The organism is Streptomyces sp. NPDC048278 (assembly GCF_040652195.1).
In the GTDB taxonomy this organism is placed as follows: Bacteria; Actinomycetota; Actinomycetes; order Streptomycetales; family Streptomycetaceae; genus Streptomyces.
In genome coordinates this window covers 60,111-78,314 of the sequence record NZ_JBEZLP010000022.1, presented here as the reverse complement: position 1 = coordinate 78,314, position 18,204 = coordinate 60,111, and the positions used below count along the sequence as shown (strand labels likewise).

Annotated in this window: 12 protein-coding genes; 5 read left to right on the top strand and 7 right to left on the bottom strand. The window is 71.1% G+C overall.

The annotated features are described in order from the left end of the window. Nucleotides 1-4: 4 nt before the first annotated feature. The 7 genes from AB0D74_RS31865 to AB0D74_RS31835 all read right to left on the bottom strand — a co-directional run bounded on the left by AB0D74_RS31865 (nt 5) and on the right by AB0D74_RS31835 (nt 10,264). Nucleotides 5-1,849 (bottom strand): LamG-like jellyroll fold domain-containing protein, encoded by a 1,845-nt coding sequence (locus AB0D74_RS31865; RefSeq protein ID WP_362594673.1) that lies wholly within the window; start codon nt 1,847-1,849, stop codon nt 5-7. 77 nt (nt 1,850-1,926) lie between these two features. Beyond that, nucleotides 1,927-4,869: a glycoside hydrolase family 2 TIM barrel-domain containing protein gene (locus tag AB0D74_RS31860; protein ID WP_362594671.1), complete on the bottom strand. Its 2,943-nt coding sequence runs from the start codon at nt 4,867-4,869 to the stop codon at nt 1,927-1,929. After that, nucleotides 4,866-5,795, bottom strand: a complete 930-nt coding sequence (locus tag AB0D74_RS31855) for an alkaline phosphatase family protein (protein ID WP_362594839.1) — start codon at nt 5,793-5,795, stop codon at nt 4,866-4,868. The genes AB0D74_RS31860 and AB0D74_RS31855 overlap by 4 nt, the downstream gene beginning before the upstream one ends. Before the next feature lie 130 nt (nt 5,796-5,925). After that, nucleotides 5,926-6,711 (bottom strand): carbohydrate ABC transporter permease, encoded by a 786-nt coding sequence (locus tag AB0D74_RS31850; RefSeq protein WP_362594837.1) that lies wholly within the window; start codon nt 6,709-6,711, stop codon nt 5,926-5,928. Between the two features lie 104 nt (nt 6,712-6,815). Further along, nucleotides 6,816-7,823, bottom strand: coding sequence for a sugar ABC transporter permease (locus AB0D74_RS31845; RefSeq protein WP_355713869.1), 1,008 nt, complete (start codon nt 7,821-7,823; stop codon nt 6,816-6,818). A 2-nt stretch (nt 7,824-7,825) separates the two neighbouring features. Beyond that, the gene (locus AB0D74_RS31840; RefSeq protein WP_362594669.1) at nt 7,826-9,103 is read right to left on the bottom strand and encodes an extracellular solute-binding protein; all 1,278 of its coding nucleotides are present in this window, start codon (nt 9,101-9,103) and stop codon (nt 7,826-7,828) included. Nucleotides 9,104-9,244: 141 nt separating this feature from the next. Continuing rightward, complete coding sequence (locus AB0D74_RS31835; RefSeq protein ID WP_362594667.1) at nt 9,245-10,264, bottom strand: carbohydrate kinase family protein; 1,020 nt, start codon at nt 10,262-10,264, stop codon at nt 9,245-9,247. Nucleotides 10,265-10,392: 128 nt separating this feature from the next. Between AB0D74_RS31835 and AB0D74_RS31830 the strand changes: the two genes are divergently transcribed. The 5 genes from AB0D74_RS31830 (at nt 10,393) to AB0D74_RS31810 (ending at nt 18,199) form a co-directional block, all read left to right on the top strand. Next, nucleotides 10,393-11,157, top strand: a complete 765-nt coding sequence (locus AB0D74_RS31830; protein ID WP_362594665.1) for a DeoR/GlpR family DNA-binding transcription regulator — start codon at nt 10,393-10,395, stop codon at nt 11,155-11,157. 286 nt (nt 11,158-11,443) lie between these two features. After that, nucleotides 11,444-12,781: a 6-phospho-beta-glucosidase gene (locus AB0D74_RS31825; RefSeq protein ID WP_362594663.1), complete on the top strand. Its 1,338-nt coding sequence runs from the start codon at nt 11,444-11,446 to the stop codon at nt 12,779-12,781. A 45-nt stretch (nt 12,782-12,826) separates the two neighbouring features. Next, nucleotides 12,827-15,877, top strand: coding sequence for a glycoside hydrolase family 38 C-terminal domain-containing protein (locus AB0D74_RS31820; RefSeq protein ID WP_362594661.1), 3,051 nt, complete (start codon nt 12,827-12,829; stop codon nt 15,875-15,877). 4 nt (nt 15,878-15,881) lie between these two features. Next, a complete protein-coding gene (locus tag AB0D74_RS31815; RefSeq protein ID WP_362594659.1) occupies nt 15,882-17,132 on the top strand; it encodes an alpha-L-fucosidase in 1,251 nt (416 codons plus the stop codon). A gap of 191 nt (nt 17,133-17,323) precedes the next feature. Continuing rightward, entirely contained in the window at nt 17,324-18,199 is an 876-nt protein-coding gene (locus AB0D74_RS31810; RefSeq protein ID WP_362594657.1) for a sulfotransferase, read from the top strand. The last annotated feature ends 5 nt before the right edge of the window (nt 18,200-18,204 follow it).

Genomic DNA, 18,204 nt, shown 5'->3' with positions numbered 1-18,204 from the left:
GGGGTCAGTGGGTCATGAAGGAGGAGACGGGCAGGGCCCGGGAGACGATCCGGACGTCGCCGAGGCGGCCGTGCAGGATCTGGTCGATCTTGTCGGCGTACTCGTAGCCGCCGAGCAGCCAGGGCTTCCCGGAGGAGGCGATGCCGACCGCGGCGGCGTGCGGGTTGCGGGCCACCGGGCAGCCCTGCACGTACATCGTGGTGTGCTTGCCGTCGTTGACGACGGCGACGTGCCACCAGATCTCCGGGTCGGTCTCGTCGCCCCAGTTGGTGACCAGCTGCTGCTGGTTGAGCGGGTGCATCGCCCACTGCGGGCCCGGACCGTCGGAGAGGGAGAGGGTCGCGAGCGGCTCGTCGGGGTCGTCGGTCACCGTGCCGACGGAGCCGTTGCGGCCGGTACGGCTCACCAGGCCCGACCAGGCGTTGTGCGAGGCGTCCCAGTCGGCGGGCAGCCGGTAGAACGCCTCGATGGTGTAACCGTCCTTGAACGTCGCCGAGTTGAGCGGGGCGCCGTCGACCGTCTTCAGGTAGGCGCCCTTCAGGGGCGACTTGTAACCCGTGAACTCCAGGCTGCCGTGGCCCGGCTGGTCCGGGTGGTGGTCCGCCGACCAGCCGAGGGTGCCGCCGCCCACCGAGACCACGGTGAGGTCGTTGCCGTTGCCGGACAGGTCACGGACCGTGCCGGAGACCGCCGAGTCGAACCGCCAGTAGGCGGCCGTACCCCGGACCAGCAGCTGCGAGGCGGGCCGCGCCGGGCGCACCGGCACCGGGTCGAAGCCCTCGAAGCGGGCCGCGAAGTCGATGTCGACGGAGAAGCGGTCGCCGTCGCCGCTCAGCTCCATCTCCTGCCGCTCCAGCTCGTTCAGGCCCTTCTTGGCCCGGCCGAGGATCCACGGCGAGACCGTCTCCACGTCGATGACGTCGCGGTCCAGGTCGAAGTGGTAGAGACGGATCATCGCCGCGCCGCCGAAGTACCGGTTCTGGTAGTTCGTCAGGTGCAGGTGCACGTCGTTGCCGGCCGCGTTCTTGCGGGTCGCGCGACCGGCCGGCCAGTAGTGGCCGTTGAGGGTGAGGAAGATCTGGTCGTGCTCGTCGACCAGCTGGTCCCACAGCTGCTGCCCGTACGACGACAACTCGTCGTCGTCCACGACCAGTTCGTGCGTGGTGAGGATGACCGGCGTCTTCGGGTGCGCGGCGATGACGTCCTTCGCCCAGGCGTATCCCTTGGCCGACAGCCGCCAGTCCAGCGCCAGCACGAGCCACTCCCGGCCGCCCGCCCGGAACAGGTGGTAGGTGTTGTAGCCGTCCGCGGAGGCCCCGCCGAAGGTCGGCTTGCCCTTGAAGCGCTGCGGCCCGAAGGCGTCCAGGTACGGCGTGGCACCGCGCTGGTCGTCCGTGGACGACCTGATGTCGTGGTTGCCGGCCAGCACGCTGTAGCCGACCCCGCGCCGGTCGAGGATCTCGAACGCCTTGCCGATCGCGGCGAACTCCTCCGCCGCCCCGTTCTGGGTGAGGTCGCCGAGGTGGGACAGGAAGACGATGTTGTCGTCGGACTCGCCGCCGTGCTCCAGGAGGTAGCGCAGCGACGCCTCGATGGGCGCCGGGTTGATGCTCGGCCCGTCGAACAGGTACTGGGTGTCGGGCATCACCGCGAGGGTGAAGCGGCGGCTCTCCGGGTCGGGCCGCCGGCCGGAGCCGGAGGACGACGCCTCGGCGACGGCAGGCAGCGCGACCCCGGCGGTGGCGGCGGCGCCCAGGAGCGCCGTGGCCCTGAGGAAGTTGCGGCGCCCGGCTCCGGCCTGCGCGGCCTCGGCGGCCTCGCCCTGCGGGTGGTCATGCGAAGTACACACGTGTGCTCCGTGGGTAAGCGGAAGTGACGGCGAAGGGCGTGGGGGGATCTCGGCAGACGGATCTCGGCAGACGGTTCTCAGAGCACGCGCAGGGTCCAGCTCCAGCGGTGGAGACCCGGTGCGACGAGGTAGGACGGGAAGGTGTCGGGGCCGCACGACGCCGTGCCGAGGCCCCGGTGCGCGGCGTCGATGTGGACCACGCAGCCGGCCCGCGGCACGAGTTCGTCGTGGTGGGTGACGGCGGTGAGGTCCTCGGCGCGGTAGCGGCTGACGGAGACCTGGCGGGGTTCGTCCAGCTCGACCGCGAGTCCGGTGGCGTCCGGCGCCGACAGCGTGAACCGCCGTACGCCGTGCCGGCCGCCGCTCTCCTGGGGCCGCAGATACGGGGTGAACAACGCGTCCACCGGCAGGGAGTGGTGGCCGACCGGGGCTCCGGCGGCACGGTCCGGGTACGACTCCCAGGGACCCTGACCGAACCACTCCAGCAGATCGAGCCCGGCCACCGTCTCGAAGACCGAGCCGACCCGGGCCACGTCCGCGAACTCCTCGGGCAGCTCGGCCGACTCGTCGACCCGGACGCCGCCCGCGACCGGCGTGAACTCCTGCCGGTGCCGTACCACCCCGACCGTCCCGGCGTACTCCGCGAGCACGGTCACCCGGGCGCCGTCGCGGCGGACCGAGACCACCTTGCGCACCAGCTGGTCCAGGCCCCAGGTGCGCCAGCGCAGCGCCATCCCGCCCAGCTCGTCGTTGTCGGTGGGCGCCCGCCACAGCGACAGCGCCGGCGCGGCGGCCAGCAGCGGATGCAGCAGCAGCCCCTCGCCGTCCACCTCGACGGCCGGGCCCGCCGGCACCGGCGGCCCGAGCGGGTCCGCCGCCCGGAGCCGGATCTGCGGCGTGCAGATCTCCGTACCGGCCGGCGCCCACGCCTGGTCCTCGGCGACCGTCACCCGCAGCGTCAGCCACGCCTCGCCGCCGTCCGCCGGCACCTCGAACGGCAGCGGTACGGCCGCCGTCTCGCCGGGGCACAGCTCGGGCAGCTCGGCCGGGCCGGTCAGGGTACGGCCGTCGGCGAGCGCCAGCTCCCAGGTACCGGCGAGCCAGTCGAAGCCCCGGAAGTGCTGGTGGTTGGCGAGCACGATGCCCTCGTGCCGGAAGCACCGGATGCGGACCGGCGCCGCGATCTCCCGGTGCTCGTACATCGCGGGCTTCGGGGTGCGGTCGGGGAAGACGACGCCGTCCGCGACGAACGCCCCGTCGTGCAGGGCCTCGCCGAAGTCGCCGCCGTACGCCCAGCGGTGGCCGGGCGCGGCGACACCGTTGTCGTACAGTCCGGCGCCCGTGCGCCCGACCGGTCTTCCGTCGCTCACCCGCTGGAGAATTCCGTGGTCCCAGAACTCCCAGATGAACCCGCCCTGAAGCCCCGGAGTGGACTCGATGGCGGCCCAGTGGTCGGCCAGCGTGCCGTTGCTGTTGCCCATCGCATGGGAGTACTCGCACTGGATCAGCGGTTTCGTCTGCTCCCCGGACAGGGCGTGGGCGACACAGTCCTCCAGCGCCGCGTACATCGGGCAGGCGATGTCGGAGGCCACGTCCGGGTCCGCCCAGCCGAGTTTGGCGGCCCCCTCGTACTGGAGGGGCCGGGTCGGGTCGTGCCGCCGCACCCAGCCGGCCGCCGCGTCGTGGTTGGCGCCGTAGTCGGACTCGTTGCCCAGTGACCAGATGATGATCGAGGGGTGGTTCTTGTCGCGCAGCACCATGCGTGAGACGCGGTCCACGAAGGCGTTCAGGTAGCGCGGGTCGTCGGCGATCTCGTGGGCGTGGTCGTGGGACTCGATGTCCGCCTCGTCCACGACGTAGAAGCCGAGTTCGTCGGCGAGGTCGTACAGCGCCGGGTCGTTCGGGTAGTGCGAGGTGCGGATCGCGTTGAACCCGAACCGCTTCAGCACCGCCAGGTCGGCGCGCATGTCCTCGTACGACACCGTCCGCCCGGTGAGCGGGTGGAAGTCGTGCCGGTTGACGCCCCGGACGAACACCCGCTCGCCGTTGACGAGCAGGTCCCGGCCGGTGATCTCGACGTCCCGGAAGCCGATGCGGTGGTACGAGGTGTCGGCGACCGTGCCGTCGGCGCGGTGCAGCCGGACGGTCAGCCCGTACAGCTCGGGCTGCTCCGCGTTCCAGGTGCGCACCTCGGGCACGGTGGCGCGGATGCGGGCCTCGCCGAGGAAGTCGGAGACCCGGTCGTCCTCGGTGTTGAGCCGGTCGAACTCGGCGTCCTGCGCGAGGGGTTCGCCGTCGAGGTCCCCGGTGACGTACCAGTCCGCGGGCAGCGCCCGGTCGCCCGCCGCGTTCCGCACCTGGCAGTCCACCCGCAGCTCGCCGTCCCGCCGTGCCCGCACGGTCACGTCCGCGAGCCGGAACGGGTCGGTCGCGTACAGCAGTACCGACCGGGTGATCCCGCCGTGCCACCACTGGTCCTGGTCCTCGACGTGCGTGGCGTCCGACCACTTGACGGCGGTGAGCCTGAGGAGCGACCGCGTGCCGGGACGGACGGCGTCCGTCAGGTCGAACTCGGCGGCCAGGTGCGAGTCCTTGGAGACGCCGACGGGTCGCCCGTCGACGTGCACCAGGAGCACGCTCTCGGCCGCGCCGACCTGGAGCACGATCCGGCGCCCGGCCCACTCGGCGGGCACGTCCAGCTCACGCTCGTAGACCCCGGTCGGGTTGGCGGCCGGCACCTGCGGCGGGAACTCGCGGAACGGCATGGTGACGTTCGTGTACTGCGGCAGGTCGTCGGTGTCCTGCACGGTCCAGGCGCCGGGGACGTGCGCCGTGGCCCAGGAGCCGCCGACCGGCGCGTCCGGAGCCGGCAGCAACTGGAAACGCCAGTCGCCGTCCAGGGGGAGCGCTCCGGTGCGCCGGTCGACGGCGTTCATGGGGAGCCGGCCCCAGGAGGTCAGCTCGGGGGCCTCCCAGGGGCGGAGGGCGAACAGCGGGTCGGTGGGAAGTTCGTCGGTCATGACCATTCCGAAGTCGGTGGGGTGGGGCTGGGCAGGACCCGCCCGGCCAGGCCCCAGTCCGGGTCGACGGGGATGCCGAGCCGGTCCAGGACGGTGGGGGCGATGTCGACGAGCCGGGGCGTGTCGAGCCGGGTGCCGGCGGGCGTGCCGGGCTCGGCGAGGACGACGAAGACCTCGCGCTCGGCGCGGGTGTCGCCGCCGTGGCCGCCGGTGTCGAGGTGCCCGTGGTCGGTGGTGACCAGCACGGTCCACCGCTCGGCGGAGGGCCGGGCGTCGAGCGCCGCGAGCAGCCGCCCCAGGTGGGTGTCCTGGGCGAGGAGGGCGTCGTCGTAGGCGGCGGAGAGGGGACCCGTGGCGTGGCCGGCCTCGTCGGTGGCGCCGAAGTACACGAACACCAGGTCGGGGTCGTGCTCGGTGAGCCAGCGCAGGGCGGTGCGGGCGACGAGGTCGTCCGCGGTCGCGTAGCCGTCGCTCTCGCCGTCGTGGTGCACCCGGCGCCCGATGGCGGGGCCGAGGACACCGCGGTGGACCAGCTCCGGCCAGGACACCACGGCCGCGGTGCGCAGACCGGGGCGGGCGGCGACCGCGCGGCTGAGGAAGTCGGGGTGGCGGGTGTAGTCGGCGCCCGCGAAGTCGTTGCCGGTGACCCCGTGCCGGTCGGGCCAGACCCCGGTCAGCACGCTCGACCAGCCGGGCCCGGAGTCGGTGTAGGCCATGCTCGTCCACGGCCCGCCCTCGGCCTGCCCGTCGGCCTCGCCGTACGGCAGCAGGCTGGTGCCGTACGCGCCCGCAGCCATCAGGCCGTGCAGGACGGGCGCGTGGGCGGCGGAGAGGGCGAGCCGGTCGGGGCGCAGCCCGTCCATGCCCACCACGAGCACCTTGCCGTGCTCGGTGCCGTGTTCGGTGCCGTTCCGGCCCGGGGGCACGGCACGGCGCCGGGCGAACGGCAGGCGGGCGGAGGGCCCCGCACCCTCCGCTGCCCGCGTCCGCCCGGCGTCGGCGTCCGTCACCGGATCCCTCCTCTGTCTCACGTGCGCGTCCCGCACGTGGTGCGGGTCAGGTGCCCTGTACCGCGCCCTCGGTGGCGCCCGCGATGAAGCCGCGGGCGAAGACGGCGAAGACCAGCACCAGCGGGAGCGATGCCATCAGCACCCCGGCCATGACCATGCTGTAGTCGGTGGTGTGGCCGACGTTGAGCTGGGCCAGCTCCACCTGGAGGGTCACGTGGTCGGGGTTGGTGAGCACGATGAGCGGCCAGACGTAGTCGTTCCAGGCTCCGACGAAGGCGTAGATGGCGAGGAAGGACAGCGCGGGCCGGATCATCGGCAGCGCGATGTTCCAGTACTGGCGGAAGAACCCGGCGCCGTCGATGCGTGCGGCGTCGAGGAGTTCGTCGGGCACGCCGTTCTCGATGTACTGGCGCAGCCAGAAGATGCCGAAGGCGTTGGCCAGGGCGGGCGGGACCAGCGCCTTGAGCATGCCGACCCAGCCGATGTTCGACATGAGGATGAACTGCGGCAGGATCGCCAGCTGCAGCGGCAGCATCATGAACAGCAGCAGCGTGCCGAACAGCACCTTGCGGCCGGGGAAGTCGAACTTGGCGAAGGTGAAGGCCGCCAGCGAGTCGATGAACAGCACCAGGACGGTGGTGACGGTCGCGACGATGACCGTGTTGAGCATCGACCCGAAGAAATCGATGGTGTTCAGCACGTGCCGGATGTTCTCCAGCAGGTGCGAGCCGAAGGTGAACTTCGGCGGGCTCTTGTAGATGTCCTGGGTGGTGTTGGTCGCCATGACGATCGTCCACACGAACGGGAAGACCGAGAGCAGGACGGCCGCCATGAGGATGAGGTGCGCGGTCAGGCCCTTGGGGCGGCGCAGCCGTCGCGGGCGCGGGGCCGGCCGCGTCGGGTCGGCGGTCGTGGCGGCCGTGGTGTCGGCTGTGGTCACGGCTTCCTCCCTCGTTGGGTGATGCGCCAGTTGACGGCGACGAGGACGATGATCAGCAGGAAGAAGGCCCACACGATGGCGGCGCCGTAGCCGTAGTCGTTGTTGAGGAAGGCCGACTGGTAGAAGTACAGCAGCGTGGTCAGACCGGCCTGTCCGGGGCCGCCGAGGTTCGCGTTGGCGGCGTTGCTGGCGAACAGCACCTGGGGCTCGCTGAAGCTCTGCAGACCGTTGATCGTCGAGATGATGACGGTGAACAGGATGATCGGCCGCATGATCGGGACGGTGATCTGGAAGAACGTGCGGACCGGGCCGGCGCCGTCCATCTTCGCGGCCTCGTAGATCGAGGTCGGGATCGCCTGGAGACCGGCCAGGTAGATGATCATGTTGTAGCCGGTCCACATCCAGGTCATCAGCAGCGAGATGACCACCTTGATGAGCCACGGGTTGCTCAGCCACGGCACCGGCGAGATGCCGACCGTGCCCAGGATCGCGTTGACCAGGCCGAAGTTGTTGCTGAACACCGCGCCGAAGAAGATCGCCACGGCCACGATCGAGGTGACGTTCGGCACGTAGAGGGCGATCCGGTAGAAGCCCTTGAAGCGGCGCACCGAGTGCAGCAGCGTGGCCAGCACCAGGGCGCCCAGCAGGGTGGGCACCGTGGACAGCACCCAGATCACCAGGGTGTTGCGGATCGACAGCCAGAAGACCGGGTCCGACCAGAGGAACCTGAACTGCTGGAGGCCCACGAACTGCATGTCGCCGAGGCCGTCCCAGCGCTGGAAGGCCAGGTACAGCGAGTAGAAGACCGGGAAGAACGAGAACGCCGCGAAGATCAGGTAGAACGGCGAGATCGCCAGGTACTGGCGCCAGTACGCCAGCGGGCCGCGCCGCTTCGGCCGGACGGTGCCCGCGGGCGTGGCGCGCCGCGGGCGGAACCGGGCCGGGCCCGGCCCGCCGCGGTGTTCGGGCACCGCGGCGGGACCGGTCACCGGAGGTGACGTCATGCTCAGTTCACCCCCTGCCGCCGGGCGATCTGCTTGGCCTGGCTGACCGCGTCGTTCCAGGCGTCGTCGGGCTTCTTGCCCTTGGCCTCGATGTTGGTCAGCTCCGTCATGTACGGGGCCATGACGGCGGCGTCCGCCGGCGCCTCGTAGCTGTCCGGGATGGCCTTGGCGGCCGGGCCGAACACCTCGATGATCTTCTGCCCGCCGAAGAAGGCGTCCGGGCCCGTCATGGCCGGCATGGCGTACGCGGCCGGGGCGGCCGGGAAGATGGCCGCGTCGGTGAAGCCGCGGGCGTCGTTGGCCGGGCTGAGGATCCAACTGATGATCTTGAAGGCCTCTTCGGGGTTCCGGCACTGCTTGGGCAGGGCCAGGTAGGAGCCGCCCTGGTTGGACGGTCCGACCGGGTTGGCGCAGACCCGCCACTTGCCCTTGGTCTGCGGCGCGGCCTGCTCGATGTCCAGCGCGTGCCAGGCCGCGCCCAGCTCGGTGAGCAGGTTCTTGCCGATGGCGGCGTTCCAGCTGTTGTCGTTGATCTTGGCGTCGATGCCCAGGGTGTAGGGGCGGACGGCCGTGGTCCACGCCGCGCGGATGTGGTCCTGGTCGCCGATGAAGTGGTTGTTCTTGTCGATGAACCGCTGGGTGCCCTGGCCGACCACCACGGTGAAGACGGAGCTGATGTTGTTGACCAGGAAGCTGCCGGGGTTCTTCTTCTGCAGCTCGGTGCCGAGCGCGAAGTAGTCGTCCCAGGTCTTGACCAGGGCGGCGACCTTGTCGGGGTCGGTGGCCACGCCCGCCTTGGCGAACAGGTCCTCGCGGTAGAAGAGCGCGGTGGGGCCGATGTCGATCGGGAAGCCGATCTGCTTGCCGTCGCTGGTCTGGGCGAGCTTGGTCTTCCAGCCCAGGTACTGCGAGGAGATCTTCTTGAAGCCCAGGTCGTTCAGGTCGAGGAAGCGGGAGGCGTTGGGCAGGAAGGACGCGATGTCCTCGCCCTTGATGCCGGTGATGTCGGGCACGGAGGAGCCGCCCGCGGCGAGGGTGGTGGTGAGCTTCTGCTTGAAGTCGCCGCCGATGGACGACGCAGTCAGCTTGACCGAACCGCTGAAGTGGGTCTTCGCCTCCGCGACCACCTTGTCGCTGAGCGCACCGCCCCAGTACCACAGGGTGAGGTTCTTGCCGTTCTTGGTACCGCCCGATCCGGAGCCGCCGCATGCGACGGTCAGGCCGGACGCGGCCGCGGTGAGTGCGGCGGCCTGGAGGAAGCCTCTACGTGAAAGGTCCACGGGTCACTCCTGTTGTTCCTGTTCGTGGTACTGAGGGGCGTTTGTTCTGTGGAGCGTGGGGGCTGTGGGGCGTCGTGCTGTGGGGCTGTGGGGCTGTGGGGCCGTCGGGCCGCGGGGCCGTCGGGCTGCGGGCGGTGCGGGTCAGGGGAGCCGGGCGGGCGGGGTGACCGGGGCGTGCCGCACCGGGGGGCCCACGTCCGCCGGCAGGCGGTCGGCGAGGAAGCCGTAGGTCTTCTTCAGTTCGGGATCGGCCAGTGAGCGCCACCAGCGGTCGACGCCGTACCAGCCGGGGGCCGCGAGGGCGCCGCCGTGGTGCTGTACGGAGAGCCCGGCCGCGAGGACCGCGAACCGCAGCCGCTCGGCCAGCGGCCAGCCCCCCAGGGAGGCGGTGACGAAGCTCGCCCCGAACACGTCCCCGGCGCCCGTGGCGTCCAGGACGTCGACGTCGAGGGCCGGGACCTCGGCGTACTCGCCGGTGGTCTGGTCGACGGCGACCGCGCCGTCCCCGCCCCGGGTGACGACCGCCACCGGCACCAGCTCGGCGAGGGTGCCGAGGGCAGCGACCGCGCTGTCGGTGCGGGTGTAGGCCATCGCCTCGGTCTCGTTCGGGAGGAAGGCGTGGCACAGGGCGAGCTGGTCGAGGAGGTCGCGGGACCACTCCTGGGTGGGGTCCCAGCCGACGTCGGCGTAGACGTGGGTGCCGTTGGCGGCTGCCTTGGCGATCCACTCGCGCGGTTCGGCCTCGATGTGCACGAGCGCGGTGCGCGCCTCGGGCGGGTCGCCCATCAGCGTGTCCTGCGAGTACGGGGGTTCCTGGCCGTGCGTGACGAGGGCCCGGTCGTGGCCGGCGGCGAGCGAGACGGTGACGGGGGTGGGCCAGCCGTCCGCGGTGCGGGAGAGCGAGAGGTCGATGTCCTCCTGGTCGCACAGGACGTCCCGGCAGTACTCACCGTAGAAGTCGTCCCCGAAGACCGTGGCCAGCGAGGTGCGCAGGCCGAAGCGGGACGCGGCCACCGCGAGGTTCGCGATGCCGCCGGGGCCGCAGCCCATGCCGGCCGTCCAGATCTCCTCGCCCGGCGTCGGCGGCTTGCCGAGCCCCGTGAGGACGAGGTCGTAGAAGAGCAGCCCGGTCAGCAGCACATCGGGCCTGTCGTCGTCCACGTGCGCAGCCTCTCGTCAAAACTCGTCATTTTCGATGACGGGAATCGTGCGCTGCTCGGAGAGATTGGTCAATACCCGAGCAGAACTGAGCATGGATTTGATTGAAGATGACGAGTAGTGTTCGCCGCGTGCTGGCAGAACGACGACACCAACTCATCCTGCGGGCCCTGCGCGCCGGTGGCCCCGCTTCTGTGACCGACCTCTCCGAGCAGCTGAGCGTGAGTCCGGCCACCATCCGGCGCGACCTGGTCAAGCTGGAGGAGGACGGGCTGCTCACACGTGTCCACGGCGGCGCCGTCGTCGAGGAGGGCGACCAGCCCTTCGCCGAGGTCGCCGAGGTGCGGGTGGCCGAGAAGGACGCGATAGCCGCGTGCGCGGCGGCGCTGGTCAAGGACGGCCAGTCGGTGCTGCTCGACATCGGCACCACCGCCTTCCGGCTCGCCCGCCAGCTGCACGGCCGCCGGCTCACCGTGATCACCAGCAACCTGGTGGTCTACGAGGAGCTCGCCGACGACGAGGGCATCGAACTGGTGCTGCTCGGCGGCATGCTCCGGCGCGAGTACCGCTCCCTGGTCGGGTTCCTCACCGAGGACAACCTGCGCCAGCTGCACGCCGACTGGCTGTTCCTCGGCACCAGCGGGGTGCGGCCCGGCGGGCAGGTGATGGACACGACGGTCGTGGAGGTGCCGGTCAAGCGCGCCATGATCGGGGCGAGCGACAAGGTCGTGCTGCTCGCCGATGCCGCCAAGTTCCCGGGCACGGGCATGGCGAAGGTCTGCGGTCCCGGGGACCTGGACATGGTGGTGACCAACGCGCCGGTGGATCCGGCGACGCGGGCCTCCTTTGAGGAGGCCCACGTCGAGGTCGTACTGGCAGGAAAGGCTCAAACTTGAATCCTCTCCCCCGGAGTCGAAGGAGATTCCTGGCTCACGCTGCTCAACCGCTCAGCGAGCGATCGAGTCTTCCGCGATCAGCACCAGCCGGGTTGAGACCAGCCCGGGTTCCTGGAGCAAGTGCAAAGACACGGTGCGTGCTTGGTTCTCGCGACGCACTGAGCAGATCTTATCCGTTCATGTGGGCAGAGATCCGCCGAACTGGCGCATCTCCGTCCCTCGATCCGTTCCGTGAAGGCTCGATCGCTTCGTGGCCTGAACGCGTGGGCATCCTTGGAGGAAGCCGGTGAAACTGACGATTCTTGGCGGCGGCGGGTTCCGCGTGCCGCTCGTGTACGGCGCACTGATGACGGACCGGGCCGAGGGGCGGGTCACCGAGGTCGTGCTGCACGATCTCGACGCCGGCCGGCTGTCCGCGGTCGCCCGGGTCCTGGCCGAACAGGCGGCGGGCGTCCCGGACGCCCCCGCCGTGACCGCCACGACCGACCTGGACGAGGCCCTCACCGGCGCCGACTTCGTCTTCTCGGCGATCCGGGTCGGCGGCCTGGAAGGCAGGGCGAACGACGAGCGGGTGGCCCTCGCCGAGGGCGTCCTCGGCCAGGAGACGGTCGGCGCGGGCGGCATCGCCTACGGCCTGCGGACCGTGCCCGTCGCCGTCGACATCGCCCGCCGGGTGGCCCGGCTCGCCCCCGACGCCTGGGTCATCAACTTCACCAACCCCGCGGGTTTGGTCACCGAGGCCATGTCCCGGCACCTCGGCGACCGCGTCATCGGCATCTGCGACTCCCCGGTCGGCCTCGGCCGCCGGATCGCCCGGGTGCTCGGCGGGAACCCGAAGGAGGCCTGGATCGACTACGTCGGCCTCAACCACCTCGGCTGGGTGCGCGGCCTGCACATCGAGGGCCGCGACGAGCTCCCGCGCCTGCTCGCCGACCCCGACCTGCTCGGCTCCTTCGAGGAGGGCAAGCTCTTCGGCGTCGACTGGCTCCAGTCCCTGGGCGCGATCCCCAACGAGTACCTGCACTACTACTACTTCAACCGCGAGGCCGTCCGCGCCTACCAGCAGGCCGAGAAGACCCGCGGCGCCTTCCTCCGTGACCAGCAGGCGCACTTCTACGAGGCGGTCGCCGCCCCCGGTTCGAAGGCCCTGGACGTCTGGGACCGCACCCGCGCCGAGCGCGAGGCCACCTACATGGCCGAGAACCGGGAGACGGCCGGCGCCGGCGAACGCGACGCCGACGACCTCTCCGGCGGCTACGAGAAGGTCGCCCTGGCCCTGATGCGGGCCATCGCCCGCGACGAGCGCACCACCCTGATCCTCAACGTCCGCAACCGCGGCACCCTCTCGGTCCTCGACGGCGAGGCCGTCATCGAGGTGCCCTGCCTGGTCGACGCCAACGGCGCCCACCCGGTCGCCGTCGCCCCGCTGCCCGACCACGCCACCGGCCTGGTCTGCGCGGTCAAGGCGGTCGAGCGCGAGGTGCTCGCCGCGGCCGAGTCCGGCTCCCGTACGACGGCCGTGAAGGCGTTCGCGCTGCACCCGCTGGTCGACTCGGTGAACGTGGCCCGCCGGCTGGTCGAGGGGTACACGGGGGTCCACCCCGGCCTCGCGTATCTTAAGTAGTCAGCCGTCCGGAAAGCGCTTTCCATCCTTCTTCTGGAGACTTCCATGCACGACGAACGCCGCCGGATCGAGGAGCGCGTAGAGCGCCTCCAGAACCAGCGCATCAAGCCCGCGGTCTACGCGGCCACCGTCCCCTTCGAGGTGTCCGCCTGGCAGGCCCCGGGGGAGCCGGTGCCCTTCGAGGAGGCCGCGGCTGCCGCCTACGAGCCGTTCGCGATGGACACCCCGTGGGGCCCGCCCTGGGGCACCACCTGGTTCCGGATGCACGGCACGGTCCCCGAGGAGTTCGCGGGCCGCCGCGTCGAGGCCGTCATCGACCTCGGCTTCGTCGGCGACTGGCCGGGCAACCAGGCCGAGGCCCTGGTCCACCTCGCCGACGGGACTCCGCTGAAGGCGGTCAACCCGCTCAACCAGTACGTGCGGATCGCGAACCCGGCCACCGGCGGTGAGGTGATCGACTACCTGGTCGAGGCCGCCTCCAACCCCGACATCCTCGCCAACGACTTCCGCGAGCCCACGCCCCTCGGCGACGTGCTGACCGCCGGCGACCAGCCGCTCTACACCTTCAAGCGCGCCGACATCGCCGTCCTCGACGAGGACGTCTGGCACCTCGACCTGGACATCCAGGTGCTCCGCGAGCTGATGCTGGAGCTCGGCGAGCACGACCCGCGCCGGCACGAGATCGCGCACTCCCTCGACCGCGCGATGGACCTGCTCGACCTGGACGACATCTCCGGCTCCGCCGCCGCCGTCCGCGAGGCCCTGAAGCCGGCGCTCTCCAAGCCCGCGCACGCCAGCGCGCACATCGTCTCCGGCGTCGGCCACGCGCACATCGACTCGGCCTGGCTCTGGCCGATCCGCGAGACCAAGCGCAAGACCTCCCGCACCTTCTCCAACGTCACCTCGCTCGCCGAGGAGTACGACGAGTTCGTCTTCGCCTGCTCGCAGGCCCAGCAGTACGAGTGGGTGCGCGACAACTACCCGCAGGTCTGGGCCCGGATCCAGGAGTCGGTCAAGAAGGGCCAGTGGGCGCCGGTCGGCGGCATGTGGGTGGAGTCCGACGGCAACCTGCCGGGCGGCGAGGCGGTCGCCCGCCAGTTCGTGCACGGCAAGCGGTTCTTCATGGAGCACTTCGGGGTCGAGACCAAGGGCGTGTGGCTGCCGGACTCCTTCGGCTACAACGCGGCCTACCCGCAGATCGCCAAGCTCGCCGGCAACGACTGGTTCCTCACCCAGAAGATCTCCTGGAACCAGACCAACAAGTTCCCCCACCACACCTTCTGGTGGGAGGGCATCGACGGCACCCGCATCTTCACGCACTTCCCGCCCGTCGACACCTACAACGCCCGCTTCAGCGGCGAGGAGATGTCCCGCGCGGTCCGCAACTACGCCGAGAAGGGCGGCGCCACCCGCTCCCTCGCCCCCTTCGGCTGGGGCGACGGCGGTGGCGGCCCCACCCGCGAGATCATGGAGCGGGCCCGCCGCCTGAAGGACCTGGAGGGCTCCGCGAAGGTCGAGGTCGAGCACCCGGACGCCTTCTTCGCCAAGGCCCGCGCCGAGTACGAGGACGCCCCCGTCTGGGTCGGCGAGCTCTACCTGGAGCTGCACCGCGCCACCTACACCTCGCAGGCCCGCACCAAGCAGGGCAACCGGCGCAGCGAGCACAAGCTCCGCGAGGCCGAGCTGTGGGCGACCACGGCCGCCCTGCACGCGCCCGGCTACACCTACCCGCACGAGAAGCTCGACCGGCTCTGGAAGACGGTCCTGCTCCACCAGTTCCACGACATCCTGCCCGGCTCCTCGATCGCCTGGGTGCACCGCGAGGCCGAGGCCGAGTACGCCCGCGTCGCCGGGGAACTGGAGGCGCTCACCACCGAGGCGGTCACCGCCCTGGGCGGCGGCGCGGCCCGTGTCTTCAACACCAGCCCCTACGGCCGTGCAGAGGTCGTCCGGGACGCCGCGGGCACTCCCGTGTACGTCGAGGTCCCCGCGGGCGGCAGCGCCCCGCTGACGGCCGCCGCCGAGGCCCCGCGGCCGGTGACCGTCGAGGGCCGCGTCCTCGACAACGGGCTCGTCCGGGTGGAGATCGCCGAGGACGGCACCCTGTCGTCGGTGTACGACCTCCGCGCGAACCGCGAGGTCCTCGCCGGGCAGGGCAACCTGCTCCGCCTGCACACCGACCTCCCCAACTACTGGGACGCCTGGGACGTCGACAAGCACTACAAGAACCGCTACACCGACCTCCTGGACCCCTCGGAGATCACGGTCGCCGACGCGGACCCGCTGCTCGGCTCGATCCGGATCACGCGCCCCTTCGGCAACGGCTCGACGATCACCCAGACGGTCACCGTGCGCGCCGGCAGCCCCCGGATCGACTTCGAGACGGACATCGACTGGCACGAGGCCGAGAAGTTCCTCAAGGCCGGCTTCCCGGTGGACGTCCGCGCCGCGCACTCCTCCGCGGAGATCCAGTTCGGCCACGTCCAGCGGCCCACGCACACCAACACCAGCTGGGAGGCGGCCCGCTTCGAGGTCTCCGGCCACCGCTGGGTGCACATCGGGGAGCCCGGCTACGGCGTCGCCGTCCTCAACGACTCGACGTACGGCCACGACGTCTCCCGCACGGTCCGCGAGGACGGCGGTACGACCACCACGGTCCGCCTCTCCCTGGTGCGCGCCCCGCGCATCCCGGACCCGGGCGCCGACCAGGGCCGCCACCGCATCACGTACTCCCTGCTGCCCGGCGCCACCATCGGGGACGCCGTCGCCGAGGGCTACGCGCTCAACCTCCCGCTGCGGGTGGCCGACGCGGCGGGCGAGCCGCGGCCGGTCGTCGCCGTGGACGGCGACGGCGTGACCGTCGAGGCCGTCAAGCTCGCCGACGACGGCTCCGGCGACGTCGTGGTCCGCCTCTACGAGTCCCGCGGCGGCCGTGCCCAGGGCGTCCTGCGCACCGGCTTCCCGCTGGCCGGCGCCCAGGTCACCGACCTCCTGGAACGCCCCCTGGAGGACGCCGACGCCGACGTGGACGGCGACACCGTCTCCGTGGCGCTGCGCCCCTTCCAGATCCTCACCCTCCGGCTGCAGAGGAGCTGACCGGATGGCCATGCAACCCTGGTTCACCGACGCCAAGCTGGGGATCTTCGTGCACTGGGGCATCTACGCCGTGGACGGGGTCCAGGAGTCCTGGTCCTTCTACGACGACATCGTGCCGCACGACCAGTACATGTCCCAGCTCGGCCGCTTCACCGGCGCCAGGTACGACCCGAAGGCGTGGGCGGACCTGTTCGCCCGCGCCGGCGCCAAGTACGCCGTCCTCACCAGCCGCCACCATGACGGTGTCGCCCTGTGGGACACGGCGTACGGCGACCTCAACCTCGGCAAGGACTACCTCGGCCCCTACGCCGAGGCCCTGCGCGAGCACGGCCTCAAGGTCGGCCTCTACTACTCGCACTCCGACTGGAACCACCCCGACTACGCCTCCACGCGCAAGCCGGGCCGCCCGCCGGAGCTGGAGGACAACCGGTACTCCGAGGTGGCGGCCGAGCACGAGGACCTGGCCGCCTGGGAACGCTTCATCGCCTACCGGGACGGCCAGATACGTGAGCTGGCCTCCCGCTTCCGGCCGGATCTGATGTGGTTCGACGGGGAGTGGGACCGCAGCGAGGAGCAGTGGCGGATCCCCGAACTCGCCGCGCTGATCCGCTCCTACGTCCCGCACGTCGTCTTCAACGCGCGCATGCTCGGCGAGGGCGACTACGCGACCCCGGAGCAGGGCGCCCCCGTCGTGCCCCCGGAGGGCCCCTGGGAGCTGTGCCTGACGATCAACGACTCGTGGGGGTACCAGCACCACGACCACAACCACAAGTCCCTCGCCCAGCTGATCCGCTACTTCACCGAGACCATCGGGGGCGGCGGCAACCTGCTCCTCGACGTCGGTCCCATGGAGGACGGCACCATCCCGCAGCCGCAGGTGGAGCGCCTGGAGGGGCTGGGGGAGTGGATCCGCAGGCACGCGGAGGCGGTGTACGGGACCGGGCGCGGCCTGCCGGCCGGGCACCACTACGGCCCGAGCACCCTCTCCGCCGACCGGCGCACTCTCTACCTCACCCTGTTCGACGTCCCGCGGGCCGAGATCGGCGTCCGGGGCCTGGCGACCAAGGTGAACAGGGTCACCGTGCTCGGCACCGGCACCGAGCTCGGCCACCGGGTGGTCGGCGGGCTGCACGAGGCGGTCGGCGTCCTGTGGATCGACCCGCCGGCCGCGGCCGACCTCGACCCGTACGCCACCGTCCTCGCCGTCGAGCTGGACGGGGAACTGGAGCTGTACCGGGGATCCGGCCGCTTCTGACCCGGTTCGGGTCACAAGTCTGGATTTCTCATATGAAGAATTAAGAGAACGGTAAGTAGGCAGGTCACGGCGGCTTTTCGGGTCGCCGTGACCCTGTTGGTTCTCCTTCTGGACACCTTGAGTTCGCCTGACACCCCTGGGATGCGGGACGGCAGGGACGACAGAAAGGCATCACCGTGCGAGACCCGCGAATGTCAGCGATCGCCAAGGGGCTCAAGCGCCGGGGCCGGCTCATGGCACAGGCGGTGAGCCCGCCGCGCAAGACCCTGGACGCCATCCCGACCCAGCGCCCCGCCGAACGGCCGCAGCAGGCCGCCCCCGACTTCACGGCGCCGCTCGCCCCGCGCCTGGTGGAGTCCCCGGCCTTCGTGCTCTCCTCGGTGCGCTCCGGCTCCACGCTGCTGCGGGTCCTGCTGAACAGCCACAGCCGCATCCGCGCCCCGCACGAGATGCACCTGCGCACGGTCCACGTCCGCATGTCCCGGGAGTTCACCGCGGACGCCATGAAGGAGCTCGCCCTCGACCGCGAGGAGCTGGAGCACGTGCTCTGGGACCGGGTGCTGCACCTGGAGCTCAGCCGCAGCGGCAAGGACGTCATCGTCGACAAGACGCCGCCGAACACCCTCATCTGGCCCCGGCTGCACCGATGTTGGCCCGAGGCCCGGTTCATCCTGCTGCTGCGCCACCCGGGCGCCGTCATCCAGTCCCTGACCAGCCGCCGCGCCGACCCCGACCACGAGGCGATCCGCGCCGAGGTGCTGAGCTACGCGGAGAAGCTCGAAGAGGCCCGTCAGAACCTCACCGGCGCCCACGTCATCACGTACGAGGACCTCACCGCCGACCCCGAGGGGGTCACCCGCGGTCTGTGCGCATACCTCGGCGTCCCGTGGGAGAGCGGCATGCTCGACTACGGCAAGCAGGACCACGGCACGTTCAAGCCGAAGCTCGGCGACTGGAGCAAGGAGATCAAGTCCGGCAAGATCCAGGCCGCCCGGCAGGCCGATCCCACCGCCGAACTCCCGCCCCGGCTCGCCGAGATAGCGAAGGCGTGGGGATACCCGGTCTAGGCATC

Coding starts and splice junctions, on each gene's coding strand:
- AB0D74_RS31860 (WP_362594671.1), bottom strand. CDS start 4,869: ATGACCGACGAACTTCCCACCGACCCGCTGTTCGCCCTCCGCCCCTGG.
- AB0D74_RS31850 (WP_362594837.1), bottom strand. CDS start 6,711: ATGGCGGCCGTCCTGCTCTCGGTCTTCCCGTTCGTGTGGACGATCGTC.
- AB0D74_RS31845 (WP_355713869.1), bottom strand. CDS start 7,823: ATGACGTCACCTCCGGTGACCGGTCCCGCCGCGGTGCCCGAACACCGC.
- AB0D74_RS31820 (WP_362594661.1), top strand. CDS start 12,827: ATGCACGACGAACGCCGCCGGATCGAGGAGCGCGTAGAGCGCCTCCAG.
- AB0D74_RS31815 (WP_362594659.1), top strand. CDS start 15,882: ATGGCCATGCAACCCTGGTTCACCGACGCCAAGCTGGGGATCTTCGTG.
- AB0D74_RS31810 (WP_362594657.1), top strand. CDS start 17,324: ATGTCAGCGATCGCCAAGGGGCTCAAGCGCCGGGGCCGGCTCATGGCA.